At 72.5% G+C, this 16,279-nt stretch carries 18 protein-coding genes; 10 read left to right on the forward strand and 8 right to left on the reverse strand.

What is annotated here, in order from left to right; all coding sequences use genetic code 11:
* Both AC2D9U_RS20670 and AC2D9U_RS20675 read left to right on the forward strand, forming a co-directional pair.
* Positions 1-528 (forward strand): TRAP transporter small permease, encoded by a 528-nt coding sequence (locus AC2D9U_RS20670; protein ID WP_484752448.1) that lies wholly within the window; start codon positions 1-3, stop codon positions 526-528.
* The gene (locus AC2D9U_RS20675) at positions 525-1,778 is read left to right on the forward strand and encodes a TRAP transporter large permease (protein WP_484752452.1); all 1,254 of its coding nucleotides are present in this window, start codon (positions 525-527) and stop codon (positions 1,776-1,778) included. Before AC2D9U_RS20670 ends, AC2D9U_RS20675 begins: the two co-directional genes overlap by 4 nt.
* Positions 1,779-1,789: 11 nt before the next feature.
* Here the strand turns inward: AC2D9U_RS20675 and AC2D9U_RS20680 are convergent, their stop codons facing one another.
* The 5 genes from AC2D9U_RS20680 to AC2D9U_RS20700 are packed head-to-tail and all read right to left on the reverse strand — an operon-like array spanning position 1,790 to position 6,541.
* Positions 1,790-2,683 (reverse strand): SMP-30/gluconolactonase/LRE family protein, encoded by an 894-nt coding sequence (locus AC2D9U_RS20680; protein WP_484752454.1) that lies wholly within the window; start codon positions 2,681-2,683, stop codon positions 1,790-1,792.
* A 5-nt stretch (positions 2,684-2,688) separates the two neighbouring features.
* The gene (locus AC2D9U_RS20685) at positions 2,689-3,666 is read right to left on the reverse strand and encodes a Bug family tripartite tricarboxylate transporter substrate binding protein (RefSeq protein WP_484752458.1); all 978 of its coding nucleotides are present in this window, start codon (positions 3,664-3,666) and stop codon (positions 2,689-2,691) included.
* Between the two features lie 6 nt (positions 3,667-3,672).
* Positions 3,673-5,046 carry an amidase gene (locus tag AC2D9U_RS20690; RefSeq protein ID WP_484752460.1) on the reverse strand — a complete coding sequence of 458 codons (1,374 nt, stop codon included), beginning with the start codon at positions 5,044-5,046 and terminating at the stop codon, positions 3,673-3,675.
* The gene (locus AC2D9U_RS20695) at positions 5,043-5,732 is read right to left on the reverse strand and encodes a cyclase family protein (RefSeq protein ID WP_484752462.1); all 690 of its coding nucleotides are present in this window, start codon (positions 5,730-5,732) and stop codon (positions 5,043-5,045) included. Before AC2D9U_RS20695 ends, AC2D9U_RS20690 begins: the two co-directional genes overlap by 4 nt.
* A 26-nt stretch (positions 5,733-5,758) precedes the next feature.
* Positions 5,759-6,541, reverse strand: coding sequence for an enoyl-CoA hydratase/isomerase family protein (locus AC2D9U_RS20700; RefSeq protein WP_484752464.1), 783 nt, complete (start codon positions 6,539-6,541; stop codon positions 5,759-5,761).
* A gap of 91 nt (positions 6,542-6,632) precedes the next feature.
* Between AC2D9U_RS20700 and AC2D9U_RS20705 the strand changes: the two genes are divergently transcribed.
* Entirely contained in the window at positions 6,633-7,358 is a 726-nt protein-coding gene (locus AC2D9U_RS20705) for an SDR family oxidoreductase (RefSeq protein WP_484752467.1), read from the forward strand.
* Between the two features lie 23 nt (positions 7,359-7,381).
* On the forward strand, positions 7,382-8,365 hold the full coding sequence (locus AC2D9U_RS20710; protein ID WP_484752468.1) for a Bug family tripartite tricarboxylate transporter substrate binding protein: 984 nt from the start codon (positions 7,382-7,384) through the stop codon (positions 8,363-8,365).
* Between the two features lie 112 nt (positions 8,366-8,477).
* Here the strand turns inward: AC2D9U_RS20710 and AC2D9U_RS20715 are convergent, their stop codons facing one another.
* Positions 8,478-9,920, reverse strand: coding sequence for an NAD(P)H-hydrate dehydratase (locus tag AC2D9U_RS20715; protein WP_484752470.1), 1,443 nt, complete (start codon positions 9,918-9,920; stop codon positions 8,478-8,480).
* Between the two features lie 91 nt (positions 9,921-10,011).
* On the opposite strand from AC2D9U_RS20715, the gene parA reads away from it, so the two are divergent.
* From parA to AC2D9U_RS20745, 6 genes are read left to right on the forward strand one after another with little or no spacing between them, the layout of a single operon-like run.
* On the forward strand, positions 10,012-10,653 hold the full coding sequence (gene parA / locus AC2D9U_RS20720; protein ID WP_484752472.1) for a ParA family partition ATPase: 642 nt from the start codon (positions 10,012-10,014) through the stop codon (positions 10,651-10,653).
* Entirely contained in the window at positions 10,650-11,081 is a 432-nt protein-coding gene (locus AC2D9U_RS20725; RefSeq protein WP_484752474.1) for a GNAT family N-acetyltransferase, read from the forward strand. Before parA ends, AC2D9U_RS20725 begins: the two co-directional genes overlap by 4 nt.
* 5 nt (positions 11,082-11,086) lie before the next feature.
* Entirely contained in the window at positions 11,087-11,908 is an 822-nt protein-coding gene (gene fabI / locus AC2D9U_RS20730) for an enoyl-ACP reductase FabI (protein ID WP_484752476.1), read from the forward strand.
* Positions 11,909-11,917: 9 nt separating this feature from the next.
* Positions 11,918-12,574 carry a CoA transferase subunit A gene (locus AC2D9U_RS20735; protein WP_484752478.1) on the forward strand — a complete coding sequence of 219 codons (657 nt, stop codon included), beginning with the start codon at positions 11,918-11,920 and terminating at the stop codon, positions 12,572-12,574.
* A 1-nt stretch (position 12,575) separates the two neighbouring features.
* On the forward strand, positions 12,576-13,232 hold the full coding sequence (locus tag AC2D9U_RS20740) for a 3-oxoacid CoA-transferase subunit B (protein ID WP_484752480.1): 657 nt from the start codon (positions 12,576-12,578) through the stop codon (positions 13,230-13,232).
* A 12-nt stretch (positions 13,233-13,244) separates the two neighbouring features.
* A complete protein-coding gene (locus AC2D9U_RS20745) occupies positions 13,245-14,432 on the forward strand; it encodes an acetate/propionate family kinase (protein ID WP_484752483.1) in 1,188 nt (395 codons plus the stop codon).
* On the opposite strand, the gene AC2D9U_RS20750 is transcribed toward AC2D9U_RS20745, so the two are convergent.
* Both AC2D9U_RS20750 and AC2D9U_RS20755 read right to left on the reverse strand, forming a co-directional pair.
* Entirely contained in the window at positions 14,413-14,982 is a 570-nt protein-coding gene (locus tag AC2D9U_RS20750; RefSeq protein WP_484752485.1) for a nucleotidyltransferase family protein, read from the reverse strand. The two genes, AC2D9U_RS20745 and AC2D9U_RS20750, sit on opposite strands and share 20 nt — an antisense overlap.
* Entirely contained in the window at positions 14,979-16,265 is a 1,287-nt protein-coding gene (locus AC2D9U_RS20755; RefSeq protein WP_484752487.1) for an ArgE/DapE family deacylase, read from the reverse strand. The genes AC2D9U_RS20750 and AC2D9U_RS20755 overlap by 4 nt, the downstream gene beginning before the upstream one ends.
* Positions 16,266-16,279: the final 14 nt, after the last annotated feature.

Raw genomic sequence — 16,279 nt, forward strand, 5'->3', positions numbered from 1 at the left:
ATGGGCGGCCTGCGCATCGCCGGGGGTGTGGACGCGGCGGTGCGCGGGCTGTGCCGGCTGGTGCTGGTGCTGACCGGCATCGCGCTGATGGTGGCGCTCGGCGCCAACGTCATCGCCCGCTACATCTTCGACACGGGCGGCTTCGACTGGGCGCAGGAAGTGCCCGAGCGGCTCTTCCCCTGGTTCATCATGGCCGGCGTGGCCCTCGCCGTGCAGACCGGCGGGCATGTGGCGGTGGAGACGGTGCTCTACCTGCTGCCGCGCCGCGCCGCGCAGGCGCTGCTGCTGGCCGGCCACGCGCTGGTGGTGGTGGCCTATGTGGTGCTCGCGCGCTCGGCGCTGGAGGTGGCGGAGATCGCGGCCATCGAGCGCTCCCCCGTGCTCGGCCTCTCGGGCGCGCATGGCTATTGGGCGGTCTCGGCAGGCTGCGCGCTGCTGGTGGTGGGCACGCTGACCAACATGCTCCGCGTCGCGCTGCTCGGCCCCGAGGGCCTGCCGCGCGAGGGTGAGGAGACAGCAGTGACATGAGCCTCGTCCTGGTCCTGGCCTTCCTGGCCCTGATGATGGCGGCGCTGCCGGTGGCGCATGCGCTGGTCATCGCCTCCGGCCTCGCGGTGATGTGGGACGGGCAGATGCCGCTGATGCTGATCGCGCAGCAGATGTTCGCCCAGACCCAGTCCTTCCCCATGCTCGCCCTGCCCTTCTTCATCCTCGCCGGAGCGCTGATGATGGATGGCAGGCTGGGCCAGGAATTGCTGCGCTTCGCGGGCGAGGCGATGATGCCCTTCCGCGGCGGGCCCCTGCAGGCGACCGTGGTGGGCTCGGTGGTGTTCGGCGGCGTCTCGGGCTCGGCGGTGGCGAATGCCTCGGCGCTCGGCTCGGTGCTGATCCCCTGGCAGCGGCGGCTGGGCTATTCGCCGGGGCTCTGCGCGGCGAACAACGCGACCTCCGCCGTCATCGACATCCTGATCCCGCCCTCCATCCCGATGATCCTCTTCTCCGTCGTCTCGGGGGTCTCGGTCGGGGCGCTGTTCCTCGCGGGCGTGCTGCCCGGGCTGATGATGGCCGGCGGCTTCCTCGCCGTCTGCTGGTGGAAGGGCCGCCCGCCCGAGGCCGATGCGCGGCTCGACGTCCGGCGCCTCGCGCGGCTTGCGCTGCTGGCCTCGCCGGCGCTGCTGCTGCCGATCCTGATCCTGCTGGCGCTGCGCTTCGGCTTCGCCACGCCGACCGAGATCGCGGTGATGGCGGTGTTCTACGCCCTTGCAGCCTCGATCCTGATCTACCGGGACATGACCTGGCGGCGCTTCCTGCGCGCCTTCGTCGATGCGGGCATCGCGACGGGCATCGTCATGCTGGTCATCATGGGCAGCGCCGCGGCGTCGTGGATCCTGACCTTCGATCAGGTGCCGCAGCGCTTCGCGGAATGGATCGCGCTGACGCTGCAGCACCCGGTGCTGATCATCCTGGCGATGAACCTCATCATGCTGCTGATCGGCGGGCCGCTCGACCTGCCGCCGGCGATCCTGCTGCTGACGCCGGTCTTCCTGCCGCTGGCCGCGCAGATCGGCATGGATCCGCTGCAGCTCGGCCTGATGATGGTGATCAACCTCGGCATCGGGCTCTACACGCCGCCAGTGGGCACCACGCTGTTCATCTCCTCCACCATCGCGCGCGCGCAGATGGGCGATACGGTGAAGGCGATGTGGCCCTTCTTCGGCGTGGCGATGGCCGTGCTGTTCGCCATCAGCTACATCCCGGCGCTGACGCTGCGCTTCTGAGGAAGCCGGCCTCAGCCGCCGAACATCGGCTCGGGCAGGCCGCGCACGCCAAGGCCCGTGATCTCGATGAGCCCGCCTTCCATCCGCTGCACGCGGCGCTGCCAGCCATTGAGGAATTTGCGCGCCGAGGTGACGTAGAGCACATCATGCGCCGGCCCGCCGAAGCTCGGCATGGTGGGGCAGGAGACCGGCATGCGCCAGCACTGGTCCACGCGCCCATCGGGCGTGTAGCGCATGAGCAGCCCGTCATAGGGCACCGCCGCCCAGTAGAAGCCCTCCGTGTCCACCGCCGCGCCATCGATCTTGCCGTTGTGGCCGGGCAGGTTCGCGGAAGAGAGGAAGATGCGCCGGTTCGAGATCACGCCTGCATCGAGGTCGAAATCATAGGCCCAGACGGTCTTCGCACTGCTGTCGGAGAGATACATCGTGCGGTCATCGGGGCTGAAGGCGATGCCATTGCCCACGATGATGCCGGTCTCCATCCGGTGCGCGCTGCCATCCGGATCGAGCCGCCAGAGCGAGGCGCTGGGCTCATAGGTCTCGACGAAGCGCGCATTCATGCCCGCGCACCAGAAGCGCCCGCGACGATCCACCTTGCCGTCATTCATGCGGTTGCCGAGGCTGAGCGGCTCGGGCTCGACCAGCGTCTCGAACCGCCCGGCCTCGGGCTCGATCACCGCGAAGCCGCGCAGCGTGCCGGCGATGAAGCCGCCCCGCGCGCGCAGCCCGATCGAGCCCACGAATTCCGGCAGCGGAAAGGCCGCATGCGCCCCCGTGGCGGGGTCGCAGCGATGCAGCGCGGGCTTGAGGTTGTCGAGCCACCAGAGGCAATTGTCGCGCGGGTCCCAGACCGGGCTCTCGCCGAGTTCGTCCTGCGTATCGGCCAGCAGGCGCATCTGCACCATGGGTCTCACCCTTCCTGCGCGCCGGCGGCGGCGACGATGGGCTGCCACTTCGCCATTTCCGCCGTGACCAGCGCGCGCAGCGCCTCGGGCGTGGAGGCGGCGGCGTCGGCGCCGAGCGCCGTGGCGCGGGCGCGGAAGGCCTCGCGCGCCGTGATGGTCGCGATCGCCTGGCCAAGCTGGGCGACAATGGGTTCCGGCAGGCGCGGCGGGCCGAAGATCGCGTTCCAGGTATAGGCGTCATAGGGGCGGATGCCGGCCTCCTCCATCGTCGGCAGTTCCGGCAGGGCTGCGATGCGCCGCGGCGTGGTGACGGCGAGCGGGCGCACGGCGTTGGACTGCAGCAGCCCCATGGCGGAGGGCACGGCATCGAACATGAAGGTCAGCCGCCCCGCCTGCAGATCCTGCAGCGCGGGGGCCGAGCCGCGATAGGGCACATGCACCGCCTGCACGCCCGCCACCTGCTCCAGCAGCACCGCCGAGAGATGGATCGGCGAGCCCACGCCGGCCGAGCCGTAATTGTGCCGCCCCGGCTCCGCACGCAGCAGCGCCACCAGCTCGCCGGCTGTGCGCACCGGCACGGAAGGATGCACCATCAGCACATTGGCGATGGTGGCGAAGAGCGAGACGGGCGCGAAATCCCGCCGCGGATCATAGGCGGGCGTGCGCGCGATCAGCGGCTGCAGCGCATGCGAGCCCAGCGTGCCCACGACCAGCGTGTAGCCATCGGGCGCGGCCTGCATCACTGCCTGGCTGCCGATCGCCCCGGTGGCGCCGGCGCGGTTCTCCACCACGAAGGGCTGGCGCAGCTCGGCCTCGAGCTGCGCGGCGAGCAGCCTGCCCATGATGTCGGTCGGCCCACCCGGCGGGAAGGGCACGATCAGGCGCACGGGCCGCGAGGGCCAGGCGCCCTGCCCGCGCGCGAGGCGCGGCGTGGCGAGAAGGGCGGGCAGCGCGAGCAGCGCGCGGCGGGAGAGCAGCGTCATGATCGGTCACTCACCTGTTGGGGGAAGAAGCGTGTGCCAGTCGGTCGCCGCCTGGAAGGCCTCGGCGAGGTCGAGCAGCGTGCGGTCGGCGCCATAGGGGGCGACAAGCTGCACGCCCACCGGCAGCCCCGCGCGCGTCAGCCCGCAGGGCAGGCTGATGCCGGGCCAGCCCATGGCGTTGGCGAAGGCGGTGAAGGCCACGGCCTGGGCCGGCCCGGCGGGCATGCCGGGCACGCGCGCGCTCGCGGCCTCGAGCGGCCAGGCGGGCAGCGGGCAGGTCGGCGTGACGAGGATGTCCACCCCGTCCATCGCCGCCGCCGTCGCGGCCCGCCAGGTCGCGAGGTCGTCCATCGCCGCGATGTACTGCGCGGTGGTGAGGGCGAAGCCGCGTTCGGCCGCGACGCGGATCGGCGGCGTCACCTTGCTTTCCCACTCCGCATGCGGCGCCACCACGCGCGCCACGCCGGCCGAACTCAGCACGGAGCGGATGGCGACCAGCCGCTCGGCATCATGCGGCATCGGGCCTTCATGCAGCGCATGGCCGAGCCCGCGCAGCACCTCGGCCGCGTCGCGCACCAGGGCTGCGACCTCCGGATCGGTCTCCGTCCCGCCGGGCACGAGGCGCAGGCGCAACTTGCGCGGCGCGGCGGCGCCGAGACCGGTGAAAGCCAGCGAGGCACGGTCCCGCACATCCGGCCCCGCCATGATCTCGGTGGCGAGGCGCACCAGCCGCGCGCTGCGCGCCATCACGCCGATCGCCTGGAAATCGAGGGTGAGCGGCGGGAAGCCGTGCAGGCGCGGGATCAGCCCCACGCTCGGCCGATAGCCCGTGATGCCGCACAGCGCCGCCGGCAGGCGGATGGACCCGCCCGCATCGGTGCCGATGGCGAGCGGCGCGATGCCCGCCGCCACCGCCGCCGCCCCACCACCCGTCGAACCACCCGGCACGCGCGTGGTGTCCCAGGGGTTGCGCGTGGTGCCGAACACCGCATTGGAGGTGTGCGTGGCCAGCGCGAATTCCGGCGTGTTGGTCTTGCCCAGCAGCACCGCGCCGGCCGCGCGCAGCCGCGCGACGCAGAGGTCATCCTCGGGGGCGATGTTGTCGGCGAAGAGGCGCGAGCCCCAGGTCGCGCGCATGCCGCCGACATGGAGGTTGTCCTTCACCGTGAAGGGCAGGCCATCGAGCGGGCCGCGCGCGCCCCCTGCCCCGCGCCGCGCCTCGGCAGAAGCGGCTGCCCGCGCCGCTTCATCGAGGCAGGGCAGCACCACGGCGTTGAGACGCGGATTGTCCGCCTCGAGCCGCGCCACGCAATCCGCCAGCAACGCCTGCGCGCCGAGCGTGCCGGCGGCGAGCGCCTCGGCCGCGGCATCGTCCCTCATTCGAAGATCGCCACCGCGCGGATCGGGCTCGCCGTGCCGCCCCTGATCTTCAGCGGGAAGCCGATGAAGCGGAAGCGCCCGCGCCCGACCAGCGCCTCGAGATTCGCGAGGCACTCGATATGCGTGATGCCGCGCTCGGCGCAGGCCATGTGCGCCTGGAAATTGAGCTCGCCTTCGGGGGCCGGGCTGATCGCCTCCACGCCGAACATGCCGATGCCGCGATCCGCGAGCCAATGCACGGAGGCCAGCGCGAGACCCGGGAAATCATGCAGGTAGCCCGGCTTGCCGAGCAGCCGCGCATTCACGCCCATATGCAGCAGCACCGTGTCGCCGGGCCGGATCTCCTGCCCCGAGGCGGCGAGCGCGGCCTCCATCTCCGGCACGGTGATCGCGTGCTTGAGGGGCACATGCGAGAGGTCGAGGCAGATGCCGGATGTGTAGAATTTCTCCAGCGGCACCTGGTCGATCGAGGCCGCGCCCGGGCGCGGGTCGAAATGCACGGGCGCGTCCACATGCGTGCCCGCATGGTCGCTGAAGGCGATGGAGAGCGCCTTGCTGCTGAAGGTGGTGGCACCCGCCACCTTCTTCTCCGCATGGTCGTTCCACACCGTCATCACCACCGGCGGATGCGAGGGATGGGTCTGGGTGCGGTGGAAGATCTCGCGGCTGAGATCGACGATGTCCATGGCGTTCTTCTCCCGGGTTCGACAGGTCAGGCGAGGCTGGTGGGGTCCTCGCCGCCGAGCTTCTCGCGTTGCAGGAAGGCGACCATCTCGTAGCCCACGCCGGCATCGAGCACGCGGTTCAGCTGTTCGACGATGTGGCGGTTGGCGAGGCGCTTGGTCCAGGCGAGCGCGAAGGCGCCGCGCGCGAGCAGCCCCTGCACCAGCTCTTCCACCTTGGCGTCGAGCTCTGCGGCGGGGACGGCGTAGTTGATGATGCCCATGCGCTCGAGCTCGACCGCCGTGTAGGGCTTGGCGAGCATCAGGTATTCCTTCGCCTTGCAGGGCGTGAGGAAGAGCGGGATCAGCGCGCAGCCGCCATCGCCGGGCACGTTGGAGAAGAACTTCGTGCGCCCCGGCAGCGGCCCGCCCATGTGGTGGTCCATGAACACCGCATCCTCCTGCGCCACGATCAGGTCGCAGGCGAAGGCGAGCGACTGGCCGAAGCCATAGGCCGGCCCGTTCACGCGCGCGATCACCGGCTTCTCCATCTCCGCCATCGCCTGGTGGCCGCGGATGATGGCGGAGAAGGTGCGCCAGGCGTGGTGGGGATCCGTCAGCCGGTGCCCCCCGCCCGGCAGGATGTATTCCGCCGCCGGGCCGGGCACGTGGAACTCGCCATCCGAACCCGTCAGCACCACCACGCGCACGCTGTCATCCGCGCGCAGCCGCGTGAAGACATCGGCGATCTCCTCATGCGAGTGGCGGCGCAGCATGGTGACGGTGGCGACCGGCCCGGCGCGATCGAGGCGCAGCGCGCGATACTCTTCCATGCCGTCTTCCCCCAGGCGGCGCGGCTTCCCCAGTGGATTTGCGCGCGCCATGCGCGCAGGATTGCGCGGAACGAGGGGACGCGGAAGAGGCATGGCGGAGTGGGTGCTGGTCACCGGGGGCAGCCAGGGCATCGGCCGGGCCATCGCGGCGCGCTGCGTGGCGGAAGGCTGGCGCGTGCTGTCGCTGGATCGCGCCGCGCCCGAAGCCTTGCTGCCGGGCGAGGAACATCGCGCGGTGGACCTCGCGGATGCGGCCGCAACCGCCGCGGCGCTGGCCGACATCGTCGCGCAGCGCCCCATCACGCGGCTGGTCAACAATGTCGGCACGGTGCGGCCGGGCACGCTGGCGGAAGCGAGCCTCGCGGATCTCGACGCCGTGCTCGGGCTCAACCTGCGCTGCGCCATCCAATGCGCGCAGGCGCTGCTGCCGGGCATGCAGGCGGCGCGCCGGGGGCGCATCGTCAGCATCGCGAGCCGCGCCATGCTCGGCCTGCCCGCGCGCACCGCCTATGCCGCCGCCAAGGCCGCGCTGGTGGGCGCGACGCGCTCCTGGGCGGCGGAACTCGCGCCCCATGGCATCACCGCGAATGTGGTCGCGCCGGCCTCGGTGGATACGCCGCTCTGGCAGCAGTTGAATCCGCCCGGCAGCCCAAGGCGCGCGAGGATCCTCGCCGGCCTGCCGATGGGCCGCCTCGCCACGCCCGAGGACGTGGCGCAGGCCGTCGCGTTCTTTCTCGATGCGCGCTCCGGCTATGTCACCGGGCAGACGCTGTTCGTCTGCGGCGGGCAGAGCGCCGGCGGGGCGCTGCCCGCGTGACGACCGAAAGGAGGAGAGACACCATGCATCGCACAGGCATCACCCGCCGCGCCGCCCTGGCGCTGGCCGCGGCCTGGCCTTCCGGCGCGGCGCTGGCCCAGGCGGCGCCCTGGGCGCCGTCGCGGCAGGTGCGCATCATCTGCCCCTTCCCGCCCGGCGGGGCGGCGGACCTGCTCTCGCGCGCGCTGGCGGAGGAACTCGGCGGCGTGCTCGGCCAATCCGTGGTGGTGGAGAACCGCGCCGGCGCGGGGGGCAGCATCGGCACCGAGGCCGCGATCCGCGCACCAGCCGATGGCCACACGCTGATCATGGGCAGCACCGGGCCGAATGCGATGAACCCCGCCTTGTTCAACCTGCCCTTCGACCCGGCGCGCGACCTCGCGCCCGTGTCGATGGTGGCGACCGTCGCCTCGATCCTGGTGGTGCACCCCTCGGTGCCGGCGACGACGCTTCCCGAATTGCTGGCGCTGCTGCGCGCCCGGCCCGGGCAGCTTTCCTACGCCTCGGCCGGCAATGGATCCTCCATCCACCTGTTCATGGAATTGCTGAAGTCGCTGGCCGGCGTGGAGATCCAGCACATCCCCTATCGCGGCGGCGGGCCGGCGATGGTGGATGTGATCGCGGGCCGTGTCGCGATGATGTTCGACACCATCCCCACCGCCATGCCGCATGTGCGCGAGGGGCGCGTGCGCGTGCTCGCGGTCAGCAGCGCCGCGCGTCATCCGAGCCTGCCGGAGGTGCCGACGGTGGCGGAATCCGGCGTGCCGGGCTTCGAGGCGGTCGGCTTCTACGGCCTGCTCGCGCCACTCGCGACCCCCGAGCCCGCCATCGCGCGCTACACCAGCGAGGTCGCCACGGTGCTGGGCCGCCCCGCCTTCCGCGCGCGGCTGCAGGGGATCGGCGTGGACCCCGCCGCCGAAGGGCCGGCGGCCTTCGCCGCCTTCGTGGAGCGCGACCGCGCGCGCTGGACGCAACTGGTGCGCAGCGCCGGCATCCGGCCGGATTGAGCCGGGCGCCGCGGATTTCGATCCTTCACCTGGGCAGAAGGCCGCGCCGGTCGGCGGCGATGATGTCGGGATCGGCGCCGCGCCCGACCGGGCTTCGGCTGGGGCGCGACCATCATCCGCGAGACGTGGCTGGTTGCGGGCCCTGATCGGGCGAAACCAGCGTGAGCGCGGGGATCAGTTCCTCAGCGATCAGCCGCGGGCCGAGGCTGGCGGCGGCCGCGCCGTGCCAGTGGGCGGCGGCGGCGGCGGCCTCGAAGGCGGGCATCCCCTGGGCGAGCAACGCGGCGATGATCCCCGCCAGCACATCGCCGCTGCCGGCGGTGGCCAGGCTCGGCGGCGCGTTGTGGTTGATCGCGGCGCGGCCATCGGGGGCGGCGATCACGGTGTCCGGGCCCTTGAGCAGCACCACCGCGCCGCTCCTGCGCGCCGCCGCGCGGGCGGCGGCCAGGCGATCGGCGCCGACCGGGCCGAAGAGGGCGGCGAACTCGCCCTCATGCGGCGTCAGCACCGCCGCGCCGCGCAGGGCTTCGGGCGTGCCGGCCGCGCCCAGCGCCCCGGCATCGACCACCACCGCCCGCCCCGCGCCCAGCACCTCGGCCAGCAGCGCGCCGGTCCGGGGGATTGCCGGCAGGCCGGGGCCGATGACCCAGGCCTTGAGCCGCGCATCGGCAAGCAGCGCGGCGAGCGGCGCCTCGCTGACCATCGCCCCGGGCTCGCCAGCGCGCAGCACGGCGGCGGTGGCGGGGTCGGGGGCGTGCAGCGTCACCAGCCCCGCCCCGGCCCGGCGCGCCGCCCCGGCCGCGAGCCGCGCCGCGCCCGTCATCGTCGCCCCCGCGAGCACGCCGACATGGCCCCGGTGGTATTTGTGGCCCGTCGGGGCAAGGCCAGGCAGGCGCCACAGGCCCGGGCCATTGGCGAAGGTGGCGGGGGCGATCCCGCCCAGCACGGAGGCCGGCAGGCCGATATCGGCCAGCACAAGCTCGCCGCACAGCGCCCGGCCTGGGAAGAGCAGGTGGCCGGGCTTGAGGCGGAAGAAGGTGACGGTCAGCGCCGCCGCCGCGACCTCGCCCCGCGCCTGGCCGGTCGCACCATCCAGGCCGGAAGGGACATCGACCGCCAGGATCGGCCCGCCCGCCGCCGCCAGCATCCGCGCCACCGCCGGCTCGACCGGCCGCGCCAGCCCCGCGCCGAACACCGCATCGATGACAAGGCCCGCCCGCGCGGCCTCCGCCGGCACGAAGGGCAGCATCGGCCCCTGCCAGCGCGCCGCCGCCTCCGCCGCCGCGCTGCCCGCGCGCGGCGGGGCGAACGCGGCCACGGCCACGGGCCAGCCCGCCTGCGCCAGCAGCCGCGCCGCGACATAGCCATCGCCGCCATTATTCCCCGGCCCGGCGAGCACGAGCGTACGCACGGGCCGGAAGCCGCGCATCGCCGCCCGCGCCACGGCGCGCCCGGCCGCCTGCATCAGCACCGCCACCGGCACGCCGGCCGCGAGGGCAGCGGCATCGGCGCGCGCCATCTCCGCCGGCGTGAGCAATTCCAGGGGCCAGGACATGGGGCGAGCCTATCGCAGCGCAGCAGGCTTGGCCTAGGGCGTGGCCGGGCTTGCTGCTAGGCTTCGCGCGCAAACACGGAGTCGCAATCGCATGGTGCTCGTGGTCGCCGTGGCCCAGCGCAAAGGGGGGGCGGGCAAATCGACGCTCGCCGCCAACCTCGCCGCTGCCGCCGCCGGCACGGGGCGGCGGGTGGCGCTGCTCGATACCGATCCGCAGCAATCCCTCGCGCGTTGGGGCGAGTTGCGGGCCAAGGCCGGGCCGCGCGCCAACCCCATCGACATCGAGGCCCCGGCCGGATGGCGCGTGCCCGCGACCCTCGACAAGCTGCGCCGCAGCCATGAGCTGGTGCTGATCGACACGCCCCCGCATGCCGACACCGATGCGCGCATCGCCATCCGTGGGGCGGATCTGGTGCTGGTGCCGCTGCAGCCCTCGCTGGCGGATCTCTGGGCGATGGAGGCCACGCTCGAACTCGTCAAGGCCGAGAAGCGGCCCGCCGCGCTGGTGCTGAACCGCGCGCCCGCGCAGGGCAAGCTGCTCGGCGCCATCCTCGGCGAGTTGAAATCGCGCGGCCTCACGCTGCTCGACCCGCCGCTTGGCAACCGCACCGGCTTCGCCACCGCCTTCGCGCTCGGCCTTGGCGTGACCGAGGCCGCGCCGCGCTCGATCGCGGCGGATGAGGTGCATGCGCTGGCCGCCGCGCTGGCCCGGCAAGGAAAGACCCGCCCGTGAGCGGTGAGAGCGATTTCGAGATCGTCGAGGACGCCTTCCCGGAACTCGACGCCGTGGCCGCCATCCAGCGCGGGTTGCACACCTTCAACCAGGAGATGGGCGGCCCCTATGACCGCGAGCCGGTGACGCTGCTGGCCCGCGCGGCCGATGGCACGCCGCGCGGCGGCCTGCTCGGCCTCACCTTCTGGGGCTGGCTGTTCATCGACTGGCTCTGGCTGTCGCGCGAGCTGCGCGGCAAGGGCGTGGGCTCGGAACTGTTGCGCCGTGCCGAGGATGTCGCGCGGGGGCGCGGCTGCCAGCACGCCTACACGGACACCTTCAGCTTCCAGGCGCCCGGCTTCTGGGAGCGCAACGGCTATGCCGAGTTCGGCAAGCTGGACGGCATGCCGGCCGGCCATTCACGCGTGTGGTTCCGCAAGACGCTGTAGCCCCCATGCCCGCTCCGCCGATCGATCCCCTGCCCCGGGTGTGGGACCCCGACAGCCGCATCGGCGACATGCTGAAGGGCAAGCGCGGCCTGGTGGTGGGCATCGCGAACGAACACTCCATCGCCTATGGCTGCGCCGCCAAGCTGCGCGCCTTCGGGGCGGAACTCGCCATCACCTGGGTGAACGAGAAGGCCGAACGCTTCGTCCGCCCGCTGGGCGAGCAGCTCCAGGCCAGCCTGATGATGCCCCTCGATGTCGAGGAACCGGGCGCGCTGGAAGCGGTGTTCGCGCGCATCGCCGCCGAGTGGGGCGGGCTCGACTTCGTCATCCATTCCATCGCCTTCGCCCCGCGGGCGGATCTGCATGGCCGCGTCGTGGATTGCTCGGCCGAGGGCTTCGGCCAGGCCATGCGCGTCTCCTGCTGGTCCTTCCTGCGCATGGCGAAGCTGGCGGAACCGCTGATGGGCCAGGGCGGCGTGCTGGTGACCATGAGCTACTACGGCGCCGACAAGGTGGTGGAGAACTACAACCTGATGGGCCCGGTGAAGGCCGCGCTGGAGGCCTCGGTGCGCTATGCCGCGGCCGAGCTTGGCCCGCAGGGCATCCGCGTCTTCGCCGTCTCGCCCGGCCCGCTCCGCACGCGCGCGGCCAGCGGCATCGCGCAATTCGACGAGCTGGTGGCGATGGCGCAGGAACGCGCGCCGCAACATCGCCTGGTCGACATCGCGGAGGTCGGGCGCGTCGTTGCCTTCCTGGTGGGCGGGGCTTCCTCCGGCATGACCGGCGACACGATCTATGTCGATGCCGGCCTGCACAACATGGGCTGAGGCGCGATCATGCAACGCAGGGCCATCACCCCCGCACAGGCGGCCGAGCGGATCCCGGACGGCGCGAGCGTGCTGTTCGGCGGCTTCATGGCGGTCGGTACGCCCGAGCGCATCATCGATGCGCTGGTGGCGCGCGGCGCGCGGGGCCTCACCCTGATCGGCAACGACACCGCGCGCCCCGGCGTGGGCGTGGGCAAGCTGATCGATGCCGGCTGCGTGGCGAAGGTGATGGTCAGCCACATCGGCACCAACCCCGTGACCCAGCAGAAGATGATCGCCGGCGAGATCGAGGTGGAACTCATCCCCCAGGGCACGCTGGCCGAGCGCATCCGCGCCGGCGGGGCGGGGCTGGGCGGCGTGCTCACCCCCACCGGCCTCGGCACCGTGGTGGCCGAGGGCAAGCGCATCATCGAGGTGCAGGGCAGGCCCTATCTGCTGGAGGAGCCCATCACCGCCGACGTCGCGATCATTCGCGCGCATGAGGCCGACTACAACGCCAACCTCACCTATCGGCTGACGGCGATGAACTTCAACCCGATCATCGCGCTGGCCGGGCGCTGCGTCATCGTCGAGGCGGATGAGATCGTGCCCGTCGGCGTCATCCCGCCCGACCATGTGCGCACGCCGGGAATCCTGGTGCATCACCTGCTCGAAAGGCCGCGCTGACATGGAGGCGAAGGAACTCATCGCCCGCCGCGTGGCGCGCGAGCTGCGCGACCACAGCCTGGTCAATCTCGGCATCGGCCTGCCCACGCTGGTCGCGCGCCATGTGCCGGCGGGCCTGACCGTCGCCTTCCAGAGCGAGAACGGCATCATCGGCTTCGGCGCCCCGCCGCCCAATGGCATGGAGGACCCGAACCTGACCGATGCCGGGGGCGGCTTCATCTCCGCCCTGCCCGGTGCCGTGTCCTTCGACAGCGCCTTCTCCTTCATGCTGATCCGCGGCGGGCATCTGGACATGACCGTGCTCGGTGGCCTGCAGGTGGATGCGCGCGGGCGGCTCGCGAACTGGATGGTCCCCGGCAGGCTGGTGCCGGGCATGGGCGGGGCGATGGATCTGGTTGCCGGCGCGCGGCGCGTGATCGTGGCGATGCAGCACGCGGCGCGCGGCGAGAGCAAGATCGTGCCGGAACTCACCCTGCCCGCCACCGCCGCCCGGCCGGTGACGCTGGTGGTCACCGACCTCGCGGTGCTGGAGCCGACCGAGGGTGGCCTCGTGCTGCGGGAGCGCGCGCCGGGGGTGAGCGTGGCCGAGGTGTTGGCCGCCACCGCCGCGCCGCTGATCCTGCCGGACAGCGTGCCCGAGATGGTGCTGGCGGGCTGAGGGGCGCGCGCGATGGACGGCATCCTGCTGGTGCTCAATGCGGGCTCCTCCTCGCTGAAATTCGCGGCCTTCGAGGCCGAGGGCCTGGACGCGCGCTGCATCGGGCAGGTCGAGGGCATCGGCGCTGCGCCGCGCCTGCGCGTGCGCGATGCCGCCGGGGCGGTGCTGCACGCGCAGGATTGGGCGGGCGGCGGCGCGCCGGGCGACCATGCGGCGGCGCTGGGCGCGATCATCGCCTGGCTCACGCAGGCGCTCGGCGGCCGGCCCGTCGCTGCCATCGGCCATCGCGTGGTGCATGGCGGGCCGGATTTCGCCGCGCCGCGGCGGGTCGACGCGCCGCTGATGGCGGCACTCGAGGCGCTGGTGCCGCTCGCGCCGCTGCACCAGCCGCACAATTTGGCCGGCATCGCGGCGGCGGCGCGGCACTTCCCGGGCGTGCCGCAGGTCGCCTGCTTCGACACGGCGTTCCACCGCACCCAGCCCTTCGTTGCCGATACCTTCGCGCTGCCGCCCGAATTCCATGCGCAGGGCATCCGCCGCTACGGCTTCCATGGCCTGTCCTATGAATACATCGCCCGGCGCCTCACGGCCGAGGACCCCGCGCTGGCGGCAGGGCGGGTGGTGGTTGCGCATCTGGGCAATGGCGCCTCGCTCTGTGCCCTCGCGGGCGGGCAGGCGCAGGCGAGCACCATGGGCTTCACCGCGCTGGATGGCGTTCCGATGGGCACGCGCTGCGGCCAGCTTGACCCGGGCGTGGTGCTGCACCTGATCGACACGCTCGGCATGAGCACGGGTGAGGTCGCGCAGCTGCTCTATGGCAATAGCGGGCTGAAGGGCATGTCCGGACTCTCGCAGGATGTGCGCCAGATCGAGGCCGCCGGCACGCAGGAGGCCGAGCAGGCGCTGGCCTATTTCGCCTATCGCGTGCGCCGCGCGATCGGGGAGTTGGCGGCGGCGCTGGGCGGGATCGACGCGCTGGTCTTCACCGCCGGCATCGGCGAGAACGCGGCCGGGCTGCGCGCGCGCATCTGCGAGGGGCTGGGCTTCCTCGGCCTCGCGCTCGATGCGGCGGCCAATGCGGCGCAGGCGCCCGACATCGCCGCCGCCGGCAGCCGGGTGCGCGTGCTGGTCCGCCGCACCGATGAGGAACGCATGATCGCCGAGCACACGCGGCGGCTCCTCACCCAGGCGTCTCCATGATCCGCAGGAAGGGCCAGCGCGCCCGGTAGCTCTCCGCCTTGGCGCGGAACAGGTCGGGCCGGTCGTTCAAGGGGTTCGGCCGCAGCAGCCCGGCCTCCAGATCCGCCAGCCCGTTCGGCGCATAGAGCGCGCCCGTGGCGAGTTCGATGCCGACACAGGTGCAGGCGACGAGGTAGCGGTCGATCCCCGCCCGCGCCGAGGCAAGCTGCGGATAGCCCGAGCCGAAGCGCTGCGGATACCACAGATGCACGCGCGCCTGGTTGCGCACCTCCACCTCCACGCCGAGGGGGCCGCAGGCCGCGCGCACGCGCCGGATCACGGCATCCTCGGCCTCCCAGGACAGATCGGCATCGTCGAAGTAGAAGACATCGTGGTCGCGAACGCCCCAGCCGACGGGCCGCCCGGCCCGGTGGTTCCACACCTCCTGGAACAGGCAGCCGGCGGCGAGGAAGCCCTGCTTCAGGCCGAGCCTGGGCAGCACGTCCAGCAGCGCCGCATTCGCGGGGTTGGCGCGGGCCAGGGCCTGCAGCCGCGCCGCCGCCTCGCTCACGCCCGTGGCCGCGTGCCGCACCAATCAGCGATGAAAGCGGCGATGGTGAGCGTGCAGGTCTGGAGATCGGCGAGGCTGGTGCGCTCATCGAAGCCATGCGCGCCCTCCCCCTTCGGCCCGTAACAGAGCCCGGGCACGCCCATCTGCAACCCGTAATAGCGCGTGTCGTTCACCGCCGTGGAGCGCCGTTCGGGCATCGCGCCGCCATGCACGGCGGCGTGGGCGCGCGCGAGCACGGCCTCGGCCTCGCTGCCCGGTTCCAGCACATAGGGCTCGGTCTGGAAGCCATGCCAGAGGATCTCGGGCGGGTTGTTGGCGAGGAAGGTGTCGCCCTGCGCGGCGGCGCGCACCGCCGCCTCGACGCCCGCCATCGCCTGCGCCGGCGTGGTGCCGGGCAGCAGGCCGATGCGGCAATCCACCTCGCACCAGGAAGGCGTGGAAGAGGCCCAGTCGCCGCCGCGGATGATGCCGGGGTTGAACTTGATCGGGTCGGTGATGCCGCCATACCAGGGATTGTCCCGCCCGGCCGCGTTCAGCGCCCTGGTATGCGCGTAGAGGGCGTTGATCAGCGCATAGGCGGACATGATGGCGTTCGAGCCATCCTGCGCCACCATCACATGCACCGGCACGCCGCGCACCCGCAGGCGGAACCAGATCGTGCCGGTCTGGGAGCGCGTGATGGCATGGCCGGTGGGTTCGGGGATCAGCGCGGCCTCCGCGCGATAGCCGCGCAGCAGCGTCGCCAGCGCGCCATTGCCGGTGCTTTCCTCCTCCGTCACGGTCTGGAGATAGACATCGGCCGCGGGCTCGAGCCCGGCGCTGCGGATCGCCTCCAGGGCGAAGACCATGGCGGCGACGCCGGCCTTCATGTCATGCGCGCCGCGGCCGTAGAGCCAGCCATCGCGGATCACCGCGCCATAGGGCGGGTGGGTCCACATCGCGTGCGGGCCCTCGGGCACCACGTCGATATGGCCTTGCAGGATCAGGCTGCGCCCGCTCGGATTCGCGGCACGATGCGCCGCCACCACCTGCACGCTGCGCGCCGGATCGGCATCGACCATGGGCGCGGCCTGCGGATGCCCCGCCAGCGGCACATCGGCCAGGCTGAACCGGTCCATCGCATAGCCGCGCGCGCCGAGATCCCGGTAGAGCCAATCCTGCAAGGGCGCCTCGGCGCCGCGCAGGCTGGGAAAGCGCACGATGTCCTGGAGGAAGCGCGTCTGCGCCGCGAAATTGCCGGCGACGGCGGCGCGCAGGCGATCGAGCAGGGCGGGGTCGGGCATGGATTCGCTGCGCC

Source organism: Roseomonas sp. TF40, assembly GCF_057219975.1.